Source organism: Nocardia sp. NPDC060259 (assembly GCF_042728775.1).
GTDB lineage: Bacteria > Actinomycetota > Actinomycetes > Mycobacteriales > Mycobacteriaceae > Nocardia.
Map to the genome: position 1 here is coordinate 1 of NZ_JBHXAY010000001.1, position 20,682 is coordinate 20,682.

The window sequence follows — 20,682 nt, forward strand, 5'->3', positions numbered from 1 at the left end:
GTCGTCCTGCTGCCCGGCCTGGAGATCGTCCTGGAGCGCAACGCCGCCCGTCACGGCAACCGCCGCCTCTCCGACGAGGAGGTCGCGCGGATCCACGGGCGGATGGCGGGTTGGTACGGGTCGGGGCTGCCGATCATCGACAACTCGCAGTTGGACGTTCCGGGCACCGCGCAGGTGCTGGACGAGGTCCTCGCCCGCGCCATCACGAGCCCGCCGGCTGTTTCGCGGTTTCCCCTCAGCTGCGCGGGGCAGGCTGGACGCTGTGTGCGCCCGCGCGGCGGCCGGAGAAGACGCAGTCGGCCAGCGACAGGCCGCTGACGTAGGAGTTCGAGCAGATACCGACCGCGGCGCGCCCCGCCGCGAAGAGGCCGGGGATGATGTCGCCGGATTCGGCGCGGACGGCGCCGGTGTCCTCGTCGACCAGCAGACCACCGAGGGTGAGCATGGGCATCGGGTAGGTGAGCCGTGCGGTGAACGAGATGTCCAGCAGGGCGAAGGGTCCGGTGCGAATCGGGCGCCGGATATCGTCGGGCTTGCCCAGCGGATCGGGCCGGTTGTGCTCGATCGCCTGGTTGTGCGCGTCCACGGTGTCGCGCAGGGTGACCGGGTCGATACCGGCGCGGGTGGCGACCTCCTCGACGGTGCGGCCGGAGACTCGCCCGATCCGCCACAGCCGCTCGGTCTGCATACGCTGGAACCACACCGACTGCGGACCGATCTGGGTGCGAGCTTCCGCTTCCAGCTCGGCATCGATCAGCAGCCACGCCCGATGGCCGGGACTGGTCGCGACGGCGGCGCCCAGGGCGGCGCCGTAGCGGGATTCGTCGATCATGCGCTGCCCCAGGCGATTCACGGCGATCGAGCCGAACAGCGCACTGGGCGGCGCGATGAAGCGCCACGTCGACAGCGCGTCCATCTTGCCGCTCGCCGCGCCGATGTCCCGCGCCATGGTGATGCCGCTGCCGTCGTCACCGGCGGTGCCGAGCGGCAGCCCCTGCGACCACGGGTACGCGGGCGCATGCCGGGCCACCATCGCCTGGTTGGCGATGAACCCACCCGTCGTGAGCACGACACCGGATCTCGCCTGGATCCGCACCCGCCGTCCGTGCTTGCGCTCGATCCGGGCCAGTAGCGACTCCACTACCCGGCGCAGACCAGGGTGGTACACACCGGGTTTCGCCGAGATGCGGGCCAGCACGGCGAACCGGCGCCGCACCGCCGCGGGCGCACCGTCGATTGTGACGGCCTCGAGGCCCGTCACCCGCCCGTCCTCGACAACGAGGCGGGTTGCCCTCGACCCGGTTCGGACGCGGACACCACGCGCGGCCGCCGACTCGGCCAGCGGTCCGAACAGCGCCTTGCCGGACACACCGGGGCCGTGCGCGCGATGACCGCGCTGGCGCGGCTTCGCCAGTTCCCGGTAGCCGCCGGAGTTCTCGCTGCCCGAGAAGTAGAGGTAGTAGTCGTCGGTCGGGTACGACGTCTTGTACGGGCACACCGACGGCTGGAACGGCACGCCGTGCGCGGACAACCAGTCGATCGACGCCGGGGACTCCTCGCAGAATCGGCGCAGTGTCGGCGCGCTCACCGCGTCACCGACCTCGGCCTGCAGATAGGCGAGCATGTTCTCGACGTCGTCGTCGATGCCCGCGGCGCGCTGCACCCAGGTGCCGCCACCCGCGTACACGATGCCACCGGACAGCGCCGTCGCACCGCCGCCCAGATAGCGGTCGATCGCGAGGACGTCGGCGCCCGCTTCCCGCGCGGCCAGCGCCGCCACCACACCCGCGCCGCCGTATCCGACGACAACGACGTCGGCTGACAAATCCCAGGTCCGCACCTGTACCACCTTCCGGGCGGACGCGCCGTCGACATGGTCGCCGCCTGGGAAAACTATAACGTGTTCTAGAAATGCGTCCAGGGCCGCGTCGGTGCCGGGGACGCGGCCGGTCCGGGGCGACACTGGGAGCCGTGGACAACGATTCCCCGGAGAAACCGCCGCCGCGCACGCGCACCGGGATGCCGCCGTGGCTTCCTCGGGCGATGGCGCTGGCCCTGGTCTTCTTCGGGCTGTTCCTGCTCGCCGACTGGGCGTTCCACCGGCTGCTCGGCCTCCTGATCATCCTGCTGGTCGCCTTCTTCATCTCCCTGGCGATGGAGCCCGCCGTCGCGGTGCTGGTGCGGCGCGGCGTGCCACGCGGACTCGCCACCGGTCTGGTGTTCCTCGGCACCTTCGCCTGTGTGCTGGCTTTCCTCGCCGCACTGGTGACGTTGCTGGTGGAGACGACGACGAACCTGGCCCACGAGACGCCGCGATTGGTCGACGAGGGCATCGACTGGGTCAATCGCGCCTTCGGCCAGCACTTCACGATGCACGATCTGAGTCAGCGGCTGCTGCGCGAGTCCGACCTGATCGAGGGTTACGCCCGCACCGCCGCCGACAATGTCTGGGGCGTGTCGACGACCGTGCTGGGCGGGCTGGCGCAGGTCCTGACGATCGCGTTGTTCAGCGTCTATCTCACCGCGGGCGGCCCCAAGGTGCGGCGCACCGTCTGCTCGATGCTGCCACCCGCCCATCAGCAGACCTTCCTGCACGCATGAGATCTCGCCATCGACAAGACCGGCGGCTACCTGTACTCGCGGCTGCTGCTCGCCATCGTCTCCGCGATCGCGCACGGTGCGTTCCTGGCGATCCTCGGTCTGCCCAACCCCATCGCGCTGGGCGTGTGGTTCGGCGTGATCTCCGCGTTCATCCCGACCATCGGCACCTACATCGCCGCGATCCTGCCGGTGTTCGTCGCGCTGTCGGTCGACCCGCTCGACGCGGTCTGGGTCATCGCGTTCGCGGTGGTGTACCAGTGGGTCCAGGACTACCTGCTCCAGCCGCGAATCACCGCGCGCACCGTCGACGTCAATGCCGCGATCGCGCTGCTGGCGGTGCTGGCGGGCGGCGCGCTGCTCGGCGCGGTCGGCGCGCTGCTGGCCATCCCGGCCACGGCGACGGTTCAGGCGTTCCTGTCGGAATACGTGAAACACTATGCGGTGACCGAGGATCCGCGCATCGACCAGACGACAGCGCGCCGGAAACGGCCGGCGAAAGCACCCGCCGACGACTGAACCGTTCCGGCGCGCAGCGCGGTCTATGCCTCGCTCGGCCCGAGCCCGGCGCGGACAACCTCGGCGAATTCCGTTGCCGCCGAGCGTGCTTGCGGATCGACGAGCGTGCTGGCGAAGCCGTGCGGGAGGTTGTCGAACTGGCGCAGCCGGACCGCGACGCCTGCGGCGCGGAGCCGCTCCGCCAGTGCGGTCCCCTGGTCACGCAGGACATCCATCCCGGCGGTGGCCACATGGGTCGGCGGGAGCGCGCTGACATCGTCGGCGGACAGCACGGAGAAGCGCGGATCCACCCGATGCTGCTCGGTGCCGGCGTACCAGGTGATGGCCCGTTCGACGCAGCCCTTGTCGAGCGGGGTGGTGAACAGGTCACTGGATACGTGACGGTCGAGGTCACCGTCCAGGACCGGATACAGCAGCGAAAGATGCGCGGGGCGATACCGGGCAGGCAGATGCAACGCCACCGCGGCGGCCAGATTCCCACCCGCGCTGTCGCCGCCGATGCCGATCCGGGCGGGGTCGACACCGAGTGTTTCGGCATTGTCGACCACGTAGCGGAACACCGCGGCGACATCGTCGTAGGCGGCCGGGAACGGGTGTTCCGGGGCGAGCCGGTAATCGGCCGTGAGCACCGTGACACCGGACCGGTCGGCCAGGAATCGGGCCAGCCCGTCGTAGCCGTCGATGCTGCCCACATGCCAGCCACCACCGTGGATGAACACCAGCAGCGCGCCGTCCGCGCTGTGTGGCGTGTAGATCCGCGCGCGGAGGGCACCGGGGACGGCGATCTCGGAGGTCTCGACCGGACCGGTCGGCACGGCGGTCGCCAGGCTCATGAACCAGTCCAGCCGTCGCCGCCGCGCAGCGGTAGGCGGCGTGAGCGCCAGCAGGTCGCGCTTGCCGATGGCGGAGAACATCTGCATCCTGCCGCTGAGCCGTTGCCCGTCGACGACGGGACGGTGAATCGGCAGCAGGTCGAAGACCGCGCCGGGCGCGGACAACACCTTCCCGGCGGCGCCACGAACAAGGGTTTCCAGCAACGACACAACTCCACCATGGCTTTCGTCCGGCTCGCTGATCGTTCCAGCGAGCTCGGACCTGATTGTGTCCCACCGAACCGACCGGCACCGATGATTCCGGTCGCCCGGGTAGCGAACCGCGCAGATCGGGCGCAAGATGAAGTATTCGCCGACTCACCACTACGGGGGCCTCCAGTGAGTCGCGCGCCATCGACGCCGCGTGTCAGGCGAGACTGCTGATACCACAAAGGAGTCCGCCGGTGAGCCACGCATTCTTTCGCGCGATATCCGATTCGCACACACATGCCGAGGTGCTGATCCCGGAGCCGCACGCGGGCAGCGGCTGGGACGGCGGCCAGTTGCGGGGTATGGCTGTCGGCGCCGCCCTGGCACGTGCGGTCGAACGCGAGGTCACGGCCAGGGGCCGCACCGATCTGCGCCCGGTCCGGTGGACGCTCGACCTGTTCCGTCCGGTGTTCATGCGCCCCTGCAGGACTCGTCTCACCGTGGTTCGCGACGGGCGACGGCTGGCGCTCTTCGACGTCGTCTTGATCCAGGACGACAGACCGGTCGCCCGCGCCGGTGCGCTGTACCTGCGCCCCGGGCCCGCGCCGGACGGCCTCTGCTGGTCACCCGACACGACCGCCGATCCCCCGCCGACCGATCGGCTTCCCGCACCCGGCCAGGATCGGGTGTACTTCAGCGAGGACACGGGCTGGGGACCGGATCCGCGCACCCACCACAACACCGGGCGCACCGGAATCTGGCACCACCCGGTCACGGTCGTGGCCGGTGAGCAACCGACGCCGTTCCAGTTCGTCGCGGGCCTGGCCGACGTGACCAACGTGATCGCCAATCTCGGCAGCAACGGCCTCGAATACATCAATGCCGACGCGACGCTCACCCTGACCCGGCTACCGGAGGGCGGCGAGGCCGGGCTGATCGGCCTCGATCGGATCGCGCAGGACGGCATCGTGATCGGCACGGCGGCGGTGTACGACCGCAAGGGTGTGTTCGGCACAGCGACGGTCAGTTCACTCGCCAATGCGCGAGGCCCTGCCGACCTGACTGTCATCGGGGCCGAGCCGTAACCGGGCTTTGCCAGCCAGTCACGAGCCGCCCCTGTTTGGAGTCAGCACGGCAGGGTATCGCCGATCTGGATCACCCACAGACCGCCGCCGGGGACGGGATGGCCGTTCTCCTGGACCGGTAGGCAGGCGGTTGCCGCGCACCAGCGCGCCCACCGGGCGCTGCCCCTACCGGGCCGGCAACCGCCACCTCCACTCCGCCACCGGCTACCACCGGATATCGGCGGTGGACTCCAGCGGTTCGCGCACCCCTGTCAGCTCGGTGGTCGCGAGGGTGTCAGCATCGTGCAGGGCGGCCGGGAAGCGGAGCCGCGTCCGCTCCTCGATCTCGGTCAGCGCGACCTGAAACACCCGGAACTCGTCGAGTTCGAGCGCTTCGCGCAGGTCGAGTTGCTGAGTCAGCAGAAACACGCGGCAGGTGAGCCTGCCCGCCTCGACGAAGCAGATCACCTTCCAGTACTCCTTCGGCAACGCCACCCCGCGGTGGACGCGGTCATCGGCGCCGAAGACAGGTCCCCCGAACACCGTCACCTTCAGGTCGTCGACGTCGACATCGGCGAACACCGCGTCTTCGAGCTGCCCCCACACTCCGCGGCGGCTGCTCTGATTGAAGTCGTCCATCTGCGGGGTGATGTTGGTGTAGAAGAACGAGTCGATATTGGCCTTCTCCGCTTCGCTCTCACTGCCCCACAGCAGGTCAGCCCGCCGCGCCAGGTGCCCACGATCGAGCCGATTACCCTGGTAGAGCTCATTACCCACCTGCACGTCGGCCGGGATCCGCGAGTCTTTGACGAAGTCGATACCGCGCCTGCCGATCCGTTTCATCGCGGCGCCATCGATATTCCAGCCCACCCAGAACGCAAAGCGCCGCGCGGCACTCAGTGCCAACGAGAAGTGCGTGTACCTGATGACTTCGGAACCGTCGAGGCGCACCGCGTCCCCGCGCACCGCGGCATCGAGCTCCGGAACCCCGATACCGGGCCCGAGGAAGCCACTGTCGTACCCGGTCGACACCACTTCGTCGACCGCGACGAAGTCACCGATCCGGCTGGTATTCATGTCGGCAGTCATCGTCAGCCCTTTCCGCAGTGACGGGATGCTGTCTGCGCGCTCACCGAGCGTGCACACCATCGTCACCGCCCCGATCGACAACCTCACGAGTAGTCGACTACCCGCATTCCGTCACGGACGCGCGTTCGTCCCGGCGATGACGGGGAGATTCGCCGTGTCGAACGGCGTGCGCGCGTACTGTCGCAGGCATGGCCTGCCGGATCACCGAATTCGTCATCGATTGCGCCGACCCGCGACTGCTGGCGGACTTCTGGTGTGAAGTCCTCGGCTACGTCGAAATCGACGAAGAGGACGGCTATGTGGAGATCGGCCCGCCCGGGACAGGATCGGGCGGACCGCAACCCACTCTGGTGTTCGGTCCCACCACTGAGCCGAAGCGGGAGAAGCTGCGGCTGCACCTGGATGTGAGTCCCACCGACCGCGATCAGGACGCGGAGTTGCAGCGGCTGCTCGACGCGGGTGCGCGCAAGATCGACATCGGGCAGACGGGCGCCGAATCGTGGCACGTGCTGGCCGACCCGGAGGGCAACGAGTTCTGCCTGTTGCGGCGCCGGGTCAAGGCCGTGCAGAGCAATTGACCGACTACGAGCGGTGAGTACTCAGCGTTGACGCCAGCTCAGCGGACCGGGAAGGTCGACACTGTTCTTCCTCGTGCGGGAGTTCCAGGTCCACGGACCGATCTTGATACTCCACGAGGACAGTCCGGACTGGGTGAAATTGAGCTTCAGCGGGCCGAAGGACTTGCGCTGACGAAATCTGATGGGCATGAGAAGCCTTCCTGAATCGCCCCCAGGATAGCCGATCCGGTTGAGCCCCCATGGCTTTCACCGCGCAGGACTGTTCGCAATCAAACGGCAAAGCAACTGTCCGTACGAATGACGTTTGCCCACTGGTCATCCGGGCATGCCATAGCTATGACCAACTCACGTAGTCGGAATCCGAGTACGACGAGCATGGATCTGCCCAGCATCGCCATTGTGCTGGCCACCTGCGTGTTCTTCCTTTTCGGCCTGTCCGTCCTCACCGAATCCCTCCTGCTCGGCGCCGCCGGTAGTCTCGGCCTCGCGGCCGCCATGGTCATCGCGACCCGGGTGACGACCTGAGGCGCCGAACCGGCACCGGGTCTGTTTAGGACCTGGATTCTGCGGTACCGCCACCATGTGGCCGATCTCCGACGGCCACCATCGATGGTCATGCCGGTAGCAAAGGAGAACGCCGTGGTATCTCGGGACATCGTCGCTCAACTGCGACAGGACATCACCACCGCCGGCGACGTCGGCGACCAAGAAACGGTTCAACGATTGCGCCGCGAACTCGCGGAGGCCATGGAAGACACCGGCGCCCCCGGGGCGGGCGGCCACGTCACCGAAGCCACCCTGCGCCGATTGCTCGACGACGACGCACCCGACGCACGCCTGGTGCTCTCGGAAGGCCACGTCGGTATCCGATCCGGTGCCGGGGACGACGACGGCGGTCTGCTCGTCATCTCGCGCGCCGACCTCGTCGACCGCGTCGGCGACGCGCCGGAGACACGCGTCCTCGTCGAACAGGCGGCGGTGCTCGACACCGATATCGGCCTCCTCGGCGCGTAACAAACGACCAATCCATACCTTCAGGTAGGTCTGGCCGTACTATGGTGTACGGCCAACTGCCCGCTCCCCGGTCACAGCATTGCCGGGCGATAGGCTGGCGCGGTGCCGACACGGAAGGCGACCATGACCGAAGGTGCCAGCAACCCGCGACCGCCAGCGCCGGTGTCCAAGCGCAAGGCAGCGGCAGCCGGACGCGCTGCCCGCAGGCTCGGCGTCGAGGACTGGACCACCGCGGCACTGACCGTGCTCCTGCGCGACGGCGTCGCCGCGATCACCATCGCCAAGCTGTGCGACGAACTCGGGGTGACCAAAGGCAGCTTCTACTGGCATTTCGACGGCATCGATCAACTCCTGGAAACCACGGCGCAGTTCTGGTGCGCCGATCAGAACGACGCGGCGCGCGGCTTCCACGGCCTCGAGGAGCTCCCCCCGCAGCAGCGCCTGGCCCGCATGGGCGAGTTGCTCACCGCGGAGCGGGTGTGGCAGGTCGAACTCGCGGTCCGGGACTGGGCCCGCACGAACGCCAAGGTCGCCGAGGCCGTGAAGGCACTGGATCAGCGGATTTTCCACGCGCTGTCCGACACCCTCGTCGACATGGGGTTCTCCGCGGAACAAGCGGAGATGCGGGCAGGCCTGATGTGCTTCGCCGGGATCGGCTTCGTCCACGGGAACCAGAACCTCCCCGTGCCGACCGAGGATCAGCGTCGCGAGTTCTTCCGGTTCATCACCAGCAAGGAAACGCCCCACTGACCCACCGGTTCACGTCAGCGCGACCAGTTCGTGCAGGGTCGAACCGGTCCGTCGCCGGGTTCCCGCCTCGGTGCGCACCGTCAGATCGAAGGTGGACTCGAACCGGAAGTAGCCCGGATGCCCGACCAGCCGGTGCACCAGCGGCTTGATCAGGCCCGACCGCACCACGGGAAGATCGTCGAGCAGGTCGTGGGCATGGATGACCCGCACCACGTCCAGGCGCAGCTCGAGCCGGTCCGGCACGTGCAACTCGACCCACTCGGGGTAGGTCCGTCCCGCGGTGGTGTCGAAGCGCGCCGGTCCTTCGGTGAGCCTGGTCTCGCCGGTGGACAGCACGATCTCGTCGTGGTGCGCGAGCATCAGCGGGCTGATCTCGTGCCCGCCGCGGCGCTGCTGGGTCAGTACCGAGGCGAACAGCAGGGAGTAGTCCTCGACGTACAGCCGTCCCCAATGCCAGCGCTCGATGATCTTCTTCATGTCGCCGACGCCCCAGTTGTGGTCGTGGTATCCACGCCCGGTGACCTCGTGCCGCACACCGTCGAGTTCGATCGCGCCGGTCACTCGTGCCCGCGGGGCGCCGACCATCCAGCCGAAGGAATCCTTGGCGCCGAAGCGGGTTTCGCCCTTGCCCGGCATCCAGCTGGGCACTTCGTTGTGGAACCGCAGGTCGAAGACGATGCCGTCCTCGGCCATGTGCAGGTGGTGGGTCGGGAGTCCGTAGGCCCGGAATTCGGTGCGCGCGGTGTTGTGGCCGACGCGCACGTCGCAGCCATCGGTGGCGAACGAGGTGGCCGAGCGCGGATAGCGCTGCGACACCTGACGACGGGTTCCGTCGGGCGCGTAGACCATCATCTCCACCCAGGGCCGCGCGAGGGGAAGATCCTCGGGGCGGCGTTTGGTCAGGAAGCCGATCACCACGTGGCCGGTGTCGAGGTGCGCGTCGAAATACCAGTGTTCGAAGGCCAGTTTGCTCGGCGACGGATGTAATCCGTTGTGCCGGGGCTGCACCGGTGTCAGCGCACCGTCCTGGCGTCCTGGCCCGTTCCATACTTCGACGATGTCTGCGGTACTCATGGCTGCTTTCGGTGGGTTCATCGGCGCAGCGCGCCGCTGGCGTCGAAGGCCGCTTCGCGACCTTGCATCTGGGCCCGGTACCAGTTCTCGCGATGCGCGAGCATGAGCTTCTCGTGCACCCGCGCGAACGGCGGACAGGCTCGGCGCACGATCTCCATCGCGGTGATCAGTGGGAAGCGCAGGATCGGAATGGCGATCCACGGAAACGCGGGCGGCATGGTGTAGCGGCGGCGGGTGCCGGGCGCCATGTACATCGCGGAGTAGACGGAGTTGATCCGGTAGTTGTACATCTCGCGCCACCGGGTCAGGCCACGGTGGCCGTCACGAGGCGCGAACGCCGCCGGATAGGACTCGATCAGTTCCGTTCCGTGCTGCCCGGCGTCGTAGGACCGCGACGCGATCGTCATGGCCAGCACCCGCAGCGCGTCGAGGACCGTCTCCGGATACCAGCGCAGCCGCACGCCGAGCAGATGGCCCATGTACTTCTGAAAGTGCAGCAGCGCGCGGATTTCCGACGGTGTCGTCTGATATCCCAGCGCCCACAAACCGAGGCCGGGCGTCACGCTGCCGCCGAGCAGGGTCAGCATCTGGTAGGTCTGGCTGATCGGCAGACCCCAGCGTTCGATGTCCCACTCCGGATGGTCGGCGACCTTGGCCCGCACCGACACGTGCATGACCCGCACCTTCAGTGCGGTGGCCCGGCCTGCCGAGCCGGGGGTGAGCAGCGCGTCGCGGGCGGAGACGTCCATCCAGAAGCGGGTGGTCTCCAGGAACCGGCGCAGCGCGCTGTCCCCGGCGTACCCGCCCGCCAGCGACAGCGGGGTCGCGACCGCGGCTTCGGTGTACATCTCGAGGGTTTCGGCACCGGCGAAGCTGAACAGCATGGTGCCCCAGCGCCGCCAGATGGCCGCGCCCTGTTCCACCAGTTCGGGCACCACCCAGTCGGGTACCGTCTCGAACTCGGCGAACAGCGCGCGCATGGATTCCGGTGCGTCGGGCACCGCATCGATACCCTCGGCGAGGGCCGTGTCCAGCATCCGGCGACCGGCTTTCGATCCGATCTCGCCGTACATCACCTCGGCGACGAACCGCTCGGCCACCGGGTCGCCGGTGAACAGGTCCGCACACAGGGCAGCAGCCTGCTCGTCGCTGGGGAACAGCGGTTGCCTGGTCACGGCCGCGAAGATGCGTTCGATCCGGCGAACCGCCGGCGTGCCGCGCGCCTCCCAATAGCGAAAAGCCGTGGGGCATTTCACCGGCGGCTGGACGTGATCTTCGACGATTTCGGCCACTGTCGGCCTCCTGACGTTCACTTCGCTCATCGACTGCGATCGGCGTCGCGTTGCACCGACCATACTACTAAGCACATATGTCCGTACCCGAAAGTATGGAATGCTGTCGCTCCTACGGCACGATGCGGTACTTCAGCATCATGTCGTGGTCCTCGTGGTCGAGCAGGTGACAGTGCCAGACGTAGCCCTGCAGGTCGTCGGGGTGATGGCCCGCATGGTCGGCGACGCGGTGCCCACCATGGCCGTCCGCCCCCGCGAGTTCGGTCGCGGCCCGGCGCGGGAAGGTCGCGTCCGGATCGAAGCCGAGTTCCGCCGCGGTAGGGAACCGGACGATGATGCTGGTGACCGTCCCGCCGTCGACGCGCACGATGTCTTTGCGACCCGCTTCCCATGGCTGCGGCGGCTGCCTCGGACCGGCCAGGAAGCCGTGCGCCGACGGCACCCATTTCTGTCCGACCGGCGGCTGCGGATGGGCCAGCTGATAGTCGACCGTCCGCAGTGGCGTCCGGCCGAGAATGCGAAAAGTGACCAGGTGCAGGTGGATCGGGTGCGGATCGGGCGTGATGTTGACGATGTCCCACTGCTCGACGGTGCCCTGGCGTGGCAATTCGATGTCGGGGCTGGCGAAGGTGAGGTTGTTCAGCGACATGATCGCCGGCGGCACCCGCAATTCGTAGGGCTGACTCACCGTGACGGTGCGCACCACGGTCGGCGTCTCGATCGCCGGCAGCACCGGCGGCCCGAATGTGCCGCCGCGCAACCGTTCCGGTACACCACCGGCGAAGCCCGGCCGATCCCGCACCCGGAACTGGCAGAACTTCGGCATCGTGACCTCGCCGAGGATCGCGGCCTGGAAGACCGGCGCCTCGTCGTTGCGCAGTTCGACCGTCTCGCCCGGGTCCAGTTCGGTGAAATCGACCAGCAGATCGACTCGTTCGCCCGGTGACAACCGCAGCTCGTGCACCGCGACGGGCGCGTCGAGCAGGCCGTGATCGTTGCCGATCACCCAGAACCGCATCCGGTTGCCGAAGAACAGATTCCACACACTGAACGAGGCGGCGTTGAGCACCCGGAGGCGGTAGAGGCCGCGCGCGACCGGCAGATACGGCCAGATCTTGCCGTTGACCAGTCCGATGTCCCCGACCGCCCCGCCTTCCCAGCCACCTTCCGGCACCACCGGCGTCGACCGGACCGATTGACGCCCGTCGGCGGTGAAGAGCTTCTCCTGCAACACCAAGGGAATCTCGAACTCCCCGGCGGGCAGACCCAGCGGATTGCCGGGTTCGCCGGTGTCGAATTCGTCTCGCAGCAGCAGCATTCCGGCCAGTCCGGCGTAGACGTTCACGCGGGTGATGCCCATCGCGTGGTCGTGGTACCACAGGTGTCCGGCGTCCTGGGCCATGGGGAAATCGTGGTCGATGCCGCCGCCCGGGTGGACGAGTTGCTCGGGATGCCCGTCGCTGTCCGGCGGTGTCACACCACCGTGCAGATGCAGCGAGGACGGCGGAGCGGCGCGGAAACTCTCGGCGACACCGTGCAGGCTCGTGTCCATGTCGGCCGCGAGCGGGTGCGTGGTCATCCGGTTCTCGAAGCGCACCCGCAGCGGCGATCCCACCGGATGTTCGATCGTCGGTCCCAGGTAGCTCATCCCGTTGTAGCCCAGCGCCGGTGATTCCGGCAGGTCACGGTGGAAGCGGTGGGTGGTGGTCGAGGCGACGAGGTCGAGCCGGTCACCGCGCACCACGGGCAGTCGGGGCATTTCGTCGACGAACGGTTCGACCGCCGGGGAATGGAACAGCAGTGGACTCCGTATCCCGGGCGGTGCGACGGGGGCAGCGGAGGCAGGCGCCTCGATCAGCACCGCACCGAGCAGACCCGCGCCGGTCATCCGCAGAAACCGGCGGCGTTCGATCGGATATTCCATGGTCGAGCCCTTCCGTGCTGCACCGTTGCACGCACGATGGGCGACCATACCACTAGGTATAGTCGGCAGTACCTCTTTGGATGTAGCGTCCGCGACCAGGGATTCTGACTACTGGAGCCACCTGGCCGGGGCCTCCGTCACGGCTGGCCGACGCCGGGCACACCTTCCGCACAGCTGGACTGGAGGAGACCCTGCGGCACCTCGGCCGGACCAAGCCATCCACCGATGACGACTGAAACCACAGACAGAGCTGGCGGGCGCACTCCGCAATTGCATCACTATTGCATCGTTTATCGGCCACACCTAGCAGGATGACTCCACGCCAGGATCAGCTGAGGGCTTCCACCGCGTCAGCCAGACCACCGATCCGCTCGGCCGCGTCGGGCAGCATCACGACATCCCAGCCCGGCCCGCCGACGAGCACCCGCGCTCCGGCCGCCGCGCAGGCCAGCACCGCCGAGGTCAGCGCGGTCGACTCGCGCTGCGACCACAGCAGCACCGCGGACGCGCCCGCCTGCCGGGCCAGCGCGCCGGACAACGCGTCGGTGGGAACGTCGGCGCCAAGCATGCGCGCACCGATCCCGGCCTGCGCCAACGCGGCACGCGCCACATCCAGTGGCAGCGAATGTGTTTCGCCGCTGGTGCACGCCAGCAGCACCGGCGCACCACCCGGCGCGGGTGTCACCCGCTGCATGACCGCCGCGATCGACCACGACAGGAGGTGCTCGGCATCGATACAGGCCTCGCCGGCACCCTGGCGCGCGACGATATCGGCAAAGGCGGGGCGGCACAGCGCTTCCCAGGTCCGCACGACACCGTAGGCCCGAACGTGTGCATCCAGATGAGCGCAGGCGGCGGTGGTGTCCAAGGCGAACGCCGCGTCGAGCAGGGCCGCACGGTCTCCGAGTACCGGCGCGGGGCCCCGCGCCGCCGCCGCGGCGCCCGCCGGACTCGCACCGCCGCCGATCAGTTCGAGCATGCGCTCGAGCACGGCGATGTCGGCGTCGGTGTAGAGCCGGTGGCGGCCCGGACGGTCTTGCGCAGGCCCGATCCCATAGCGGCGGTTCCAGCTGCGGAGGGTGGCGGTCGGGATGCCGAGCTGTTCGGCCACCGCGCGCACCGGATAGCCCGCCACGGCGGAGGCGGGAGCGGCGGGCACAGCCTCATTGTGCCCCGAACGCCCCGGCCCGCACTCCACAGCCGGGTCCCCGCGCGTCGGCGTGGCCCTGCCGGGAGGCCGGTCCGACATCGCGGAATTTCGGCGAGCCGGCGGATTCATGAATCGATTATGCATCGTTTTCTGGTAGAATGGCTACACCATCGATCTCGAGGAGTTCCCGTGCGCACTCGACGTAGTTCATGGATCACCGCCGTGCTACTCGCCGCGTCCGCGAGCCTCGCCGGCGCCGCGGTCGCCGCGCCGCCCGCGCCCGTTCCGCGGCTCGATCTCGATCGCTATCTCGGCGAATGGCGTCAGCTCGCGGCGATTCCGCAGGTGTTCAATCTCAACTGCGCGCGCGACACCACCGCCGTCTACACCCTCGACCCCCGGGGCGACATCGGGGTCCACAACCGCTGCCACACCTGGACCGGCGGCGTCGACGAGATCCGCGGCACCGCCACGGTGAACGACCCCGTCACGAACGCACAACTGCACGTGAGCTTCCCCAGCGTTCCCGGTCAGGGTGAGCGCGAGGGTGCCACCAACTATGTCGTGACCGCGCTCGGCCCGGACTACTCGTGGGCACTGGTCACCTCCCCGAGCAGGCTCTCCGGTTTCGTACTCTCGCGCACCCCGGCGCTGGACGCCCCCACCTGGCAGCAGGTCGACGACGCGATCCGGGCAGCGGGCCAGGACCCGTGCGTGTACCTCACCTCGCCGGCGACCGGTGGACGTGACGATGTGCGACCCCTCTGCGCGCGATGAGCATCGCCATGGCACTGTTCACCTGCGTGCGGCGGTGGCTGCCAGAGCTGGCGGACCTGCCCGGCACGCGAATTCATCGTCCCTGGCGCGAGAACATCGATCCGGCAACCTATCCCGTGCCGATCATCGATTGTGTCGGGTGGTGAGGCCGGCATTCATTCGAGCGACAGAGTGCAGCCATCCGAGCGGCCGGGCCAGCCGGACTCCGTGGCATCCACACCGTGCGGCATCGTGCCGCACGCCGACGGAAGTGACGGAAGAATCATGCGATACCTGCGCAGAACCCTCGTAGCGACCATGCTCCTCGGCTCGACGCTCGGCGTCGCGGCCTGTTCCGACGACGGCTCGAGCACCACCGCGTCGACATCCCCCGCACCGATGACCTCAGCGCCGAACACCACCGGTGCGGATGCCGCGTCCGGCCTGGTCGGGCCGGGGTGCGCGGAATACGCCGCCCAGGTTCCGAGCGGCCCCGGCTCCATCAGCGGAATGGCCGAGGAGCCGGTGGCGGTCGCCGCGTCCAACAATCCGATGCTCACCACTCTCGTGTCGGCGGTCTCGGGCGAGCTCAATCCCGACGTCAACCTGGTCGGCACCCTCAACGGCGGCCAGTTCACCGTGTTCGCACCCGTCGACTCGGCCTTCGCGAAGATCGATCCGGCGACCGTCGAGACATTGAAGACCGACTCGGCCGCCCTCACCGAGATCCTCACCTACCACGTGGTCCCCGGCCAAATCGCGCCATCGGAGATCGCAGGCACGCACCAGACCGTGGAGGGCGCCGAGGTCACGGTCACCGGGTCCGGTGACGAGCTGAAGGTCGGCGACGCGAACGTGGTCTGCGGCGGTGTCCGCACCGCGAACGCCACCGTGTACATGATCGACAGCGTGCTCATGCCGCCCGCGGCGTGATGTCGACGATGGTCGCGCCGCCGCGGACTCAGCGGGCCCGTGGCTTGCGGGCCTCGATGAGGAAGCGCGACGAGTGGGCGATGAACGGGCCGTCGGTGACGATCCGTTCGTGGAGTTCACGGAGACGGTCGCGATAGGCCTCGACGGAGAAGCCGGGAACGATCCAGATGACCTTGCGCAGGAAGTAGATCACCGCGCCGATGTCGCGGAATTCCATGCGCAGCCGCTCGGCTCGGATGTCGACAACGTCGAGGCCCGCTGCTTCGGCGTCCGCACGGGCGGTTTCGGGGTGACGGCGGCTGCGCACGGCCTGCGGTTGCGGGCCGAGGAAGAACTCGCAGAGTTCGAACACGCTCGCCGGGCCGACGTGCTGGGCGAGGTAGATGCCTCCCGGTTCGAGCACGCGGGCGATCTCGGTCCAGTGCACCGTGACCGGATGGCGGCTGATCACCAGGTCGAAGGCCACATCGGCGAACGGGAGTGGTGGTTCGCCGTCGTCGACCACGACCACGACACCGCGCGGCCGCAGCAGTGCCGTCGCCTTGGCGACATTCGGCGGCCATGCCTCGGTCGCGGCGGTGACCGCGGGGAGCCGCGGGACGCCGGCCAGCACTTCACCACCACCGGTCTGGATGTCCAGCGCCGCTCCGGCCAGGGCGAGGCGCCCCCCGATCAGCCGCTGATAGCCCCACGACGGCCGTTCCTCGGTGGCCCGCCCGTCCAGCCAGGAGAACTCCCAGCCGTCGACCGGCGCCGCGGCGGCCTCCGCCACCAGCTCGTCGAAACTCCGTTGCACAGCCACCGGGCTACGATCTCACGCGTCCAGGTCGATGGCGACGGCTCGCCCGGTGCGGAACCAGTAGGCGTGCAGGTCGGGGATCTTCGCCCGGGACGGCAGACCACGCAGATGGATGGCGCATTCGCCGAAGTCGAGCGGGACGACGGTATCGCACAGCAGGGCACGCGCGGTGCCGAGTTCCGCGGGATCGGTGATCTCCCTGGCCGTGCCGCTGTGGGTACCGTCGGGCAGTTCCAGGGTGACCCGGGGATCGGCCCGGATGTTGCGCAACCATGCGTTGACGGCGCCCGGCTGCTCGACCGTGAGCTGCGGTGGCATCAACTGCACGAGATACGCGCGATCGCCCTCGCGCAGCACTCGAACACACTTCGGCCGCGGCACACCGGTCTTGCGGCCGGTGGTGGTGAGGACGCCGTAGCCACGGGGGACGCGAAGCCGGAACAGCGGCAGCATTCCCGCACTGAGCAGTTTGCCGTCCCGCGGGCTGCGGATCAGCCGACCGTGCCTACCGATGACAGCCTGCGCCGCCGCGCGGCGGGCTTTCTGGTCCGCGTCGTCCATGCCATCCATGATGCGCTCGACGGCAGCAAGCCGGAACCGCCAGTGCTATGGGTGCCTGTAGCCCACATGCAGCAACACGAGTTCGGCGAGATGCACGCCGACCTCGTACAACGGCATGGCCCTCGAAGAGTGGCGCGCCGTGTCTATCCCGCTCGACGGTCAGGCACTCAACATTACGATCCTGTCGTACGCGAACCGCCTCGACTCGAGCATTACCGCGTGCACTACCTCGCTGCCCCCATAGCCAACGCGTCGCACCGTAGTGCGGTGAAGCATTGGCCGAATTGGAACGGGTCTACCTGCAGTAACACGACAACCCCACCGTCGAAAGGCACTCGTATGCAGTTTCTCCGCACCGACCGGCACGGTTCCGTGCAGACGATCTGGTTGGACAACCCGCCCTACAACTTCCTCACCGATGCCGTGATGGCCGAATTGCTCGAGCTACTTCGTGTCGTCGACCGTGACGACGACGTTCGTGCGGTCGTGCTCACCAGCGCCGTCGACGGTGTCTTCGTCAGCCATTACTCGGTGTCGGAGATATTGGACGGCGTCGAAGCCGCCCCGGTGACACTGAACCCGCGGACGGCGGGCGCCGCGCTGCGAATGAGCACCCTGGCCGACCATGTCCCCGGTGGGCAGGCGGGTTTGGCTCGAGCCGGAGCAGGCGGTGTCGCGAACCTCCGCCGCTACCATGAGGTCTGCCAGTTGATGCGCGAGTCCAGCACCGTGTTCATCGCGGCGCTCAACGGCCGCGCACTGGGTGGGGGTTGCGAGTTGTCGCTGGCCTGCGACCTGCGTCTGATGGCCGACGGTCCGTTCGAAATCGGCCAACCCGAGATCCTGGTCGGCATCATTCCCGGCGGCGGCGGTACCCAGATGCTGACCCGGGTGCTGGGCGCGGGTCGCGCCATGGAGCTGTGCCTCGAAGGCGCTCCGATCAGTCCGAGCCGGGCGTTGGAGATCGGACTGGTGCACCGGGTGGTAGCTCCCGACGACCTGCTCGCCGAGGCGCAGTCGACCGCCGCCCGGCTGGCGAAGCGCTCCCCCACCGCCGTCCGCGGCATCAAACACGCCATCTACCACGGTGGTTCGACGTCGCTGGAGAAGGGCCTGCACATCGAACGCGCCCAGTTCCTGACCGCGGCGTCCACTCCGTCGGCCAAGCGAGCGATGGCCGCCTACCTCGCCGACGTCGAATCCACCATCGACGAAGGTCGCGACATGTCCGACTTCGTCGCGGACAATCTGCCGGGCTGGATCGACGGAACCAAGGTCGAGTTCACCGAGTAGGTTCCGACAACGTTTTCGCGGCAAACCTGAGTAGTTCAAGTGTTGGTCATTCCGGCACCGGACTCTGTCGGTACGGTTCTCGGCTCCGATGTCGTTATCCAGTAAGAGGAGCTCGAGCAGATGGCTGGCCGGCACAAGGGCATCAACCGACGCAGTGCGCTGTTCGCGGCCGGAGCCGCGATCGCGTACTCCGCGCTGGAGCAGCCGGGGCGGGCGGGCACCATCACGCGGGCTTTGTCCACCGGCCCCACGGACCCCGGACAGCGGGCGGACCTGGCCGAACGAGCGATCGTGAAGCGGCATGTGCGCCCGCTCTGGGGGCTGACGCAGCGGAAGCTGGGCGCGCTCGTCTGGCCGGCGTCGGCAGCGGAACAGTCGTTCGGACGCTGGTGCTACTGGTGGCAGGCTCAGTTGCTCGACTGTGCGGTCGACGCCGCGTCCCGCGCCCGCACCCCCGAACGCATCGACCGGGTCGTCGCGATCGCCCGCGGAATCCGAACCCGCAACATCACGGGCTGGACCAACCGGTACTACGACGATATGGCGTGGCTGGCGCTGGCCCTCGACCGCGCCGACCGGCTGCTCGACATCCGGTTCGGCGACGCCGTCGAGGAGCTGCGAGCGGAGTTGATCGACGGCTGGAACCCGGCCGTCGGTGCGGTGCCATGGCGCTTCGGCGACGACTACTACAACACCCCCTCGATCGGCCCGACCGCTATCGCGTGGGCTCGGCTTGGCGAGCTGTCCCGCGCCGGGGACCTTGCCGACTTCCTGCACACCCGTCTGCGCGACGCGCACAGCGGCCTGATCCTCGACGGTGTCCACGAGCCCGGCGGCAGGGTGAACCGGACCATCCACACCTACTGCCAGGGCGTGACCATCGGGCTGGAAGCCGAATTGGCGCTGCGCACAGGCGAATCGAGCCACCGTGACCGGGCGACCGCGCTCGTCGCCGCGGTCGCGGACGAGCTCACCGACGCCGGGGTGATCACAGCGACCGCCGGGGGCGATTCCGGGCTGTTCATGGGTATCCTCGCGCGATATCTCGCCGAAGTCGCACTGTCCCTGGGCGACACCACCGCCGCGGACATCGTGCACGCGTCCGCGCGGGCAGCCTGGGAACACCGCGCCGAGGTGGACGGGCTACCGCTGTTCGGTACCGATTGGACCCGTGCTGTCACGGTCCGGGAGTATCCGGGCACCTTTCTCCCGCTCGCGGACTCGGCCGCCGAGTCGTCGGTGAACCTGAGCCGCGATCTCTCGGTGCAGTTGAGCGGGTGGATGCTGCTCGAAGCGGACCACCGGCTCACCGCCGCGGGACGGTGAGCGCACGCGGGTTCCTGTCAGATCCTCACCCGGCTCGCTGTCGGGCGCAGCCGCAGCACGATCAGGCCGATCAGCAGCAGCACGGCCAGCGAGTCGAACACCGTGCTGAACAACGGGGCGTCCGGCCGGGTGGTCGAATCCGACAGCGTCAGTACCAGATTCGTCGTCTTGGTGGTGATCGCGGCCAGCGCCACCGGCACCTGAACCGCGGGGACGAACGCCGCCCAGACCAGCGCGGCTCCCAGGACCAGTTGCATCATGCCGCGGTGCCGCAGCAGGGCCTCCTCCATCGGGGCCAGTTGAGTCAGTCCGTAGTACTCCAGGGCAGCCGGCGTGACAAGTGCCAGCACCGGCGTCATGGTGATCAGGCCAAGGACCACGAGGGCGACCTTGACGACTCTGGCATCGGGCATATCGAGCTCCAATCATCAGTGGTACTGACGATCAGCGTACGTGACTAAGATGGGCTGATGCGAGAGACGACGGCAGTGGAGCAGATCACCCAGGCGCCGATCTTCATGCTGTTCCGGGTCGGCGATGCGGCCCGCGATGCCGTGGAGCGGTCGCTGGACCGTTACGGCCTGCGCGGCAAGGACTTCCGTGTACTGTCCTACGCCAGTACGGGCGTGTTCTCCCAGCAGGATCTCGCCCGGGTCACCGGCCTCGACCGCACGACCATGGTCGCTGTGATCGACCGTTTGGAGCGCACGGGCATGGCAGCCCGCGAGCGTGGCGACGACCGGCGCAGACACGTCGTGGTACCGACTCCGAAGGGCCTCCGCACTCTGAAAGAGGCGTTCGCCGAGCTGGAACGGGTCCAGGACGAGTTCCTCGCCGCCTTGAGCCCGTCGGGCAAACGCGCCATGGAAACGGCGCTGACCCGGCTGTTCACCGCGCATGACCCCTCATGCCATCCACGAGACGAAACCTGATGCGCTAG

At 68.3% G+C, this 20,682-nt stretch carries 22 protein-coding genes and 2 pseudogenes; 13 read left to right on the top strand and 11 right to left on the bottom strand.

All coding sequences use genetic code 11. The annotated features are described in order from the left end of the window. Positions 1 to 235 precede the first annotated feature (235 nt). Positions 236 to 1,840, bottom strand: coding sequence for an FAD-binding protein (locus ACFWF2_RS00005; RefSeq protein ID WP_379302894.1), 1,605 nt, complete (start codon positions 1,838 to 1,840; stop codon positions 236 to 238). Between the two features lie 203 nt (positions 1,841 to 2,043). On the opposite strand from ACFWF2_RS00005, the pseudogene ACFWF2_RS00010 reads away from it, so the two are divergent. Then, positions 2,044 to 3,117 (top strand): annotated as a pseudogene (locus ACFWF2_RS00010) (AI-2E family transporter). Positions 3,118 to 3,140: 23 nt separating this feature from the next. Here ACFWF2_RS00010 and ACFWF2_RS00015 read toward each other — a convergent pair. Continuing rightward, on the bottom strand, positions 3,141 to 4,160 hold the full coding sequence (locus ACFWF2_RS00015; protein ID WP_379302896.1) for an alpha/beta hydrolase fold domain-containing protein: 1,020 nt from the start codon (positions 4,158 to 4,160) through the stop codon (positions 3,141 to 3,143). A 233-nt stretch (positions 4,161 to 4,393) separates the two neighbouring features. Here ACFWF2_RS00015 and ACFWF2_RS00020 point away from each other — a divergent pair, with 233 nt between their 5' ends. Continuing rightward, positions 4,394 to 5,224: an acyl-CoA thioesterase domain-containing protein gene (locus ACFWF2_RS00020; protein WP_379302898.1), complete on the top strand. Its 831-nt coding sequence runs from the start codon at positions 4,394 to 4,396 to the stop codon at positions 5,222 to 5,224. Between the two features lie 204 nt (positions 5,225 to 5,428). On the opposite strand, the gene ACFWF2_RS00025 is transcribed toward ACFWF2_RS00020, so the two are convergent. Further along, complete coding sequence (locus ACFWF2_RS00025; RefSeq protein ID WP_379302900.1) at positions 5,429 to 6,292, bottom strand: DNA/RNA non-specific endonuclease; 864 nt, start codon at positions 6,290 to 6,292, stop codon at positions 5,429 to 5,431. A 188-nt stretch (positions 6,293 to 6,480) separates the two neighbouring features. Here ACFWF2_RS00025 and ACFWF2_RS00030 point away from each other — a divergent pair, with 188 nt between their 5' ends. Continuing rightward, on the top strand, positions 6,481 to 6,870 hold the full coding sequence (locus ACFWF2_RS00030) for a VOC family protein (RefSeq protein ID WP_379302902.1): 390 nt from the start codon (positions 6,481 to 6,483) through the stop codon (positions 6,868 to 6,870). Between the two features lie 21 nt (positions 6,871 to 6,891). Here ACFWF2_RS00030 and ACFWF2_RS00035 read toward each other — a convergent pair whose 3' ends face one another. Then, positions 6,892 to 7,059, bottom strand: coding sequence for a DUF4236 domain-containing protein (locus ACFWF2_RS00035; RefSeq protein ID WP_189029076.1), 168 nt, complete (start codon positions 7,057 to 7,059; stop codon positions 6,892 to 6,894). A 186-nt stretch (positions 7,060 to 7,245) separates the two neighbouring features. Here ACFWF2_RS00035 and ACFWF2_RS00040 point away from each other — a divergent pair, with 186 nt between their 5' ends. The 3 genes from ACFWF2_RS00040 (at position 7,246) to ACFWF2_RS00050 (ending at position 8,634) form a co-directional block, all read left to right on the top strand. Further along, entirely contained in the window at positions 7,246 to 7,395 is a 150-nt protein-coding gene (locus tag ACFWF2_RS00040) for a hypothetical protein (RefSeq protein ID WP_379302904.1), read from the top strand. A gap of 114 nt (positions 7,396 to 7,509) precedes the next feature. Then, the gene (locus tag ACFWF2_RS00045) at positions 7,510 to 7,884 is read left to right on the top strand and encodes a hypothetical protein (protein ID WP_379302906.1); all 375 of its coding nucleotides are present in this window, start codon (positions 7,510 to 7,512) and stop codon (positions 7,882 to 7,884) included. Positions 7,885 to 7,986: 102 nt separating this feature from the next. Continuing rightward, positions 7,987 to 8,634 carry a TetR/AcrR family transcriptional regulator gene (locus ACFWF2_RS00050; RefSeq protein ID WP_379302908.1) on the top strand — a complete coding sequence of 216 codons (648 nt, stop codon included), beginning with the start codon at positions 7,987 to 7,989 and terminating at the stop codon, positions 8,632 to 8,634. Positions 8,635 to 8,643: 9 nt separating this feature from the next. Here ACFWF2_RS00050 and ACFWF2_RS00055 read toward each other — a convergent pair whose 3' ends face one another. The 4 genes from ACFWF2_RS00055 to ACFWF2_RS00070 all read right to left on the bottom strand — a co-directional run bounded on the left by ACFWF2_RS00055 (position 8,644) and on the right by ACFWF2_RS00070 (position 14,083). After that, a complete protein-coding gene (locus ACFWF2_RS00055; RefSeq protein ID WP_379302909.1) occupies positions 8,644 to 9,708 on the bottom strand; it encodes a lipocalin-like domain-containing protein in 1,065 nt (354 codons plus the stop codon). 17 nt (positions 9,709 to 9,725) lie between these two features. Further along, positions 9,726 to 10,964 carry an oxygenase MpaB family protein gene (locus ACFWF2_RS00060; RefSeq protein WP_379303299.1) on the bottom strand — a complete coding sequence of 413 codons (1,239 nt, stop codon included), beginning with the start codon at positions 10,962 to 10,964 and terminating at the stop codon, positions 9,726 to 9,728. Positions 10,965 to 11,112: 148 nt separating this feature from the next. Further along, positions 11,113 to 12,924 (bottom strand): multicopper oxidase family protein, encoded by a 1,812-nt coding sequence (locus tag ACFWF2_RS00065; RefSeq protein WP_379302911.1) that lies wholly within the window; start codon positions 12,922 to 12,924, stop codon positions 11,113 to 11,115. 328 nt (positions 12,925 to 13,252) lie between these two features. Beyond that, positions 13,253 to 14,083: a MerR family transcriptional regulator gene (locus ACFWF2_RS00070; protein WP_379302913.1), complete on the bottom strand. Its 831-nt coding sequence runs from the start codon at positions 14,081 to 14,083 to the stop codon at positions 13,253 to 13,255. 180 nt (positions 14,084 to 14,263) lie between these two features. Between ACFWF2_RS00070 and ACFWF2_RS00075 the strand changes: the two genes are divergently transcribed. From ACFWF2_RS00075 to ACFWF2_RS00085, 3 genes are all read left to right on the top strand, one after another. Continuing rightward, positions 14,264 to 14,851, top strand: coding sequence for a lipocalin family protein (locus ACFWF2_RS00075; RefSeq protein WP_379302915.1), 588 nt, complete (start codon positions 14,264 to 14,266; stop codon positions 14,849 to 14,851). Further along, on the top strand, positions 14,848 to 14,997 hold the full coding sequence (locus tag ACFWF2_RS00080) for an FAD-binding domain-containing protein (RefSeq protein WP_379302917.1): 150 nt from the start codon (positions 14,848 to 14,850) through the stop codon (positions 14,995 to 14,997). The genes ACFWF2_RS00075 and ACFWF2_RS00080 overlap by 4 nt, the downstream gene beginning before the upstream one ends. Positions 14,998 to 15,115: 118 nt before the next feature. Next, complete coding sequence (locus tag ACFWF2_RS00085) at positions 15,116 to 15,763, top strand: fasciclin domain-containing protein (RefSeq protein WP_379302919.1); 648 nt, start codon at positions 15,116 to 15,118, stop codon at positions 15,761 to 15,763. A 28-nt stretch (positions 15,764 to 15,791) separates the two neighbouring features. On the opposite strand, the gene ACFWF2_RS00090 is transcribed toward ACFWF2_RS00085, so the two are convergent. After that, positions 15,792 to 16,559: a methyltransferase domain-containing protein gene (locus ACFWF2_RS00090; RefSeq protein ID WP_379303301.1), complete on the bottom strand. Its 768-nt coding sequence runs from the start codon at positions 16,557 to 16,559 to the stop codon at positions 15,792 to 15,794. 18 nt (positions 16,560 to 16,577) lie between these two features. Further along, positions 16,578 to 17,123: a nitroreductase/quinone reductase family protein gene (locus ACFWF2_RS00095; RefSeq protein ID WP_379302921.1), complete on the bottom strand. Its 546-nt coding sequence runs from the start codon at positions 17,121 to 17,123 to the stop codon at positions 16,578 to 16,580. 109 nt (positions 17,124 to 17,232) lie between these two features. On the opposite strand from ACFWF2_RS00095, the pseudogene ACFWF2_RS00100 reads away from it, so the two are divergent. The 3 genes and pseudogenes from ACFWF2_RS00100 to ACFWF2_RS00110 all read left to right on the top strand — a co-directional run. Continuing rightward, positions 17,233 to 17,367 (top strand): annotated as a pseudogene (locus tag ACFWF2_RS00100) (WS/DGAT domain-containing protein); the annotation flags it as partial. Positions 17,368 to 17,462: 95 nt separating this feature from the next. Then, a complete protein-coding gene (locus tag ACFWF2_RS00105; protein ID WP_379302923.1) occupies positions 17,463 to 18,416 on the top strand; it encodes an enoyl-CoA hydratase/isomerase family protein in 954 nt (317 codons plus the stop codon). Between the two features lie 120 nt (positions 18,417 to 18,536). Next, a complete protein-coding gene (locus ACFWF2_RS00110; protein WP_379302925.1) occupies positions 18,537 to 19,742 on the top strand; it encodes a glycoside hydrolase family 76 protein in 1,206 nt (401 codons plus the stop codon). Positions 19,743 to 19,759: 17 nt separating this feature from the next. Here ACFWF2_RS00110 and ACFWF2_RS00115 read toward each other — a convergent pair whose 3' ends face one another. Further along, positions 19,760 to 20,155, bottom strand: coding sequence for a hypothetical protein (locus ACFWF2_RS00115; RefSeq protein WP_379302927.1), 396 nt, complete (start codon positions 20,153 to 20,155; stop codon positions 19,760 to 19,762). A gap of 57 nt (positions 20,156 to 20,212) precedes the next feature. On the opposite strand from ACFWF2_RS00115, the gene ACFWF2_RS00120 reads away from it, so the two are divergent. Further along, positions 20,213 to 20,674, top strand: a complete 462-nt coding sequence (locus tag ACFWF2_RS00120) for a MarR family winged helix-turn-helix transcriptional regulator (protein ID WP_379302929.1) — start codon at positions 20,213 to 20,215, stop codon at positions 20,672 to 20,674. The last annotated feature ends 8 nt before the right edge of the window (positions 20,675 to 20,682 follow it).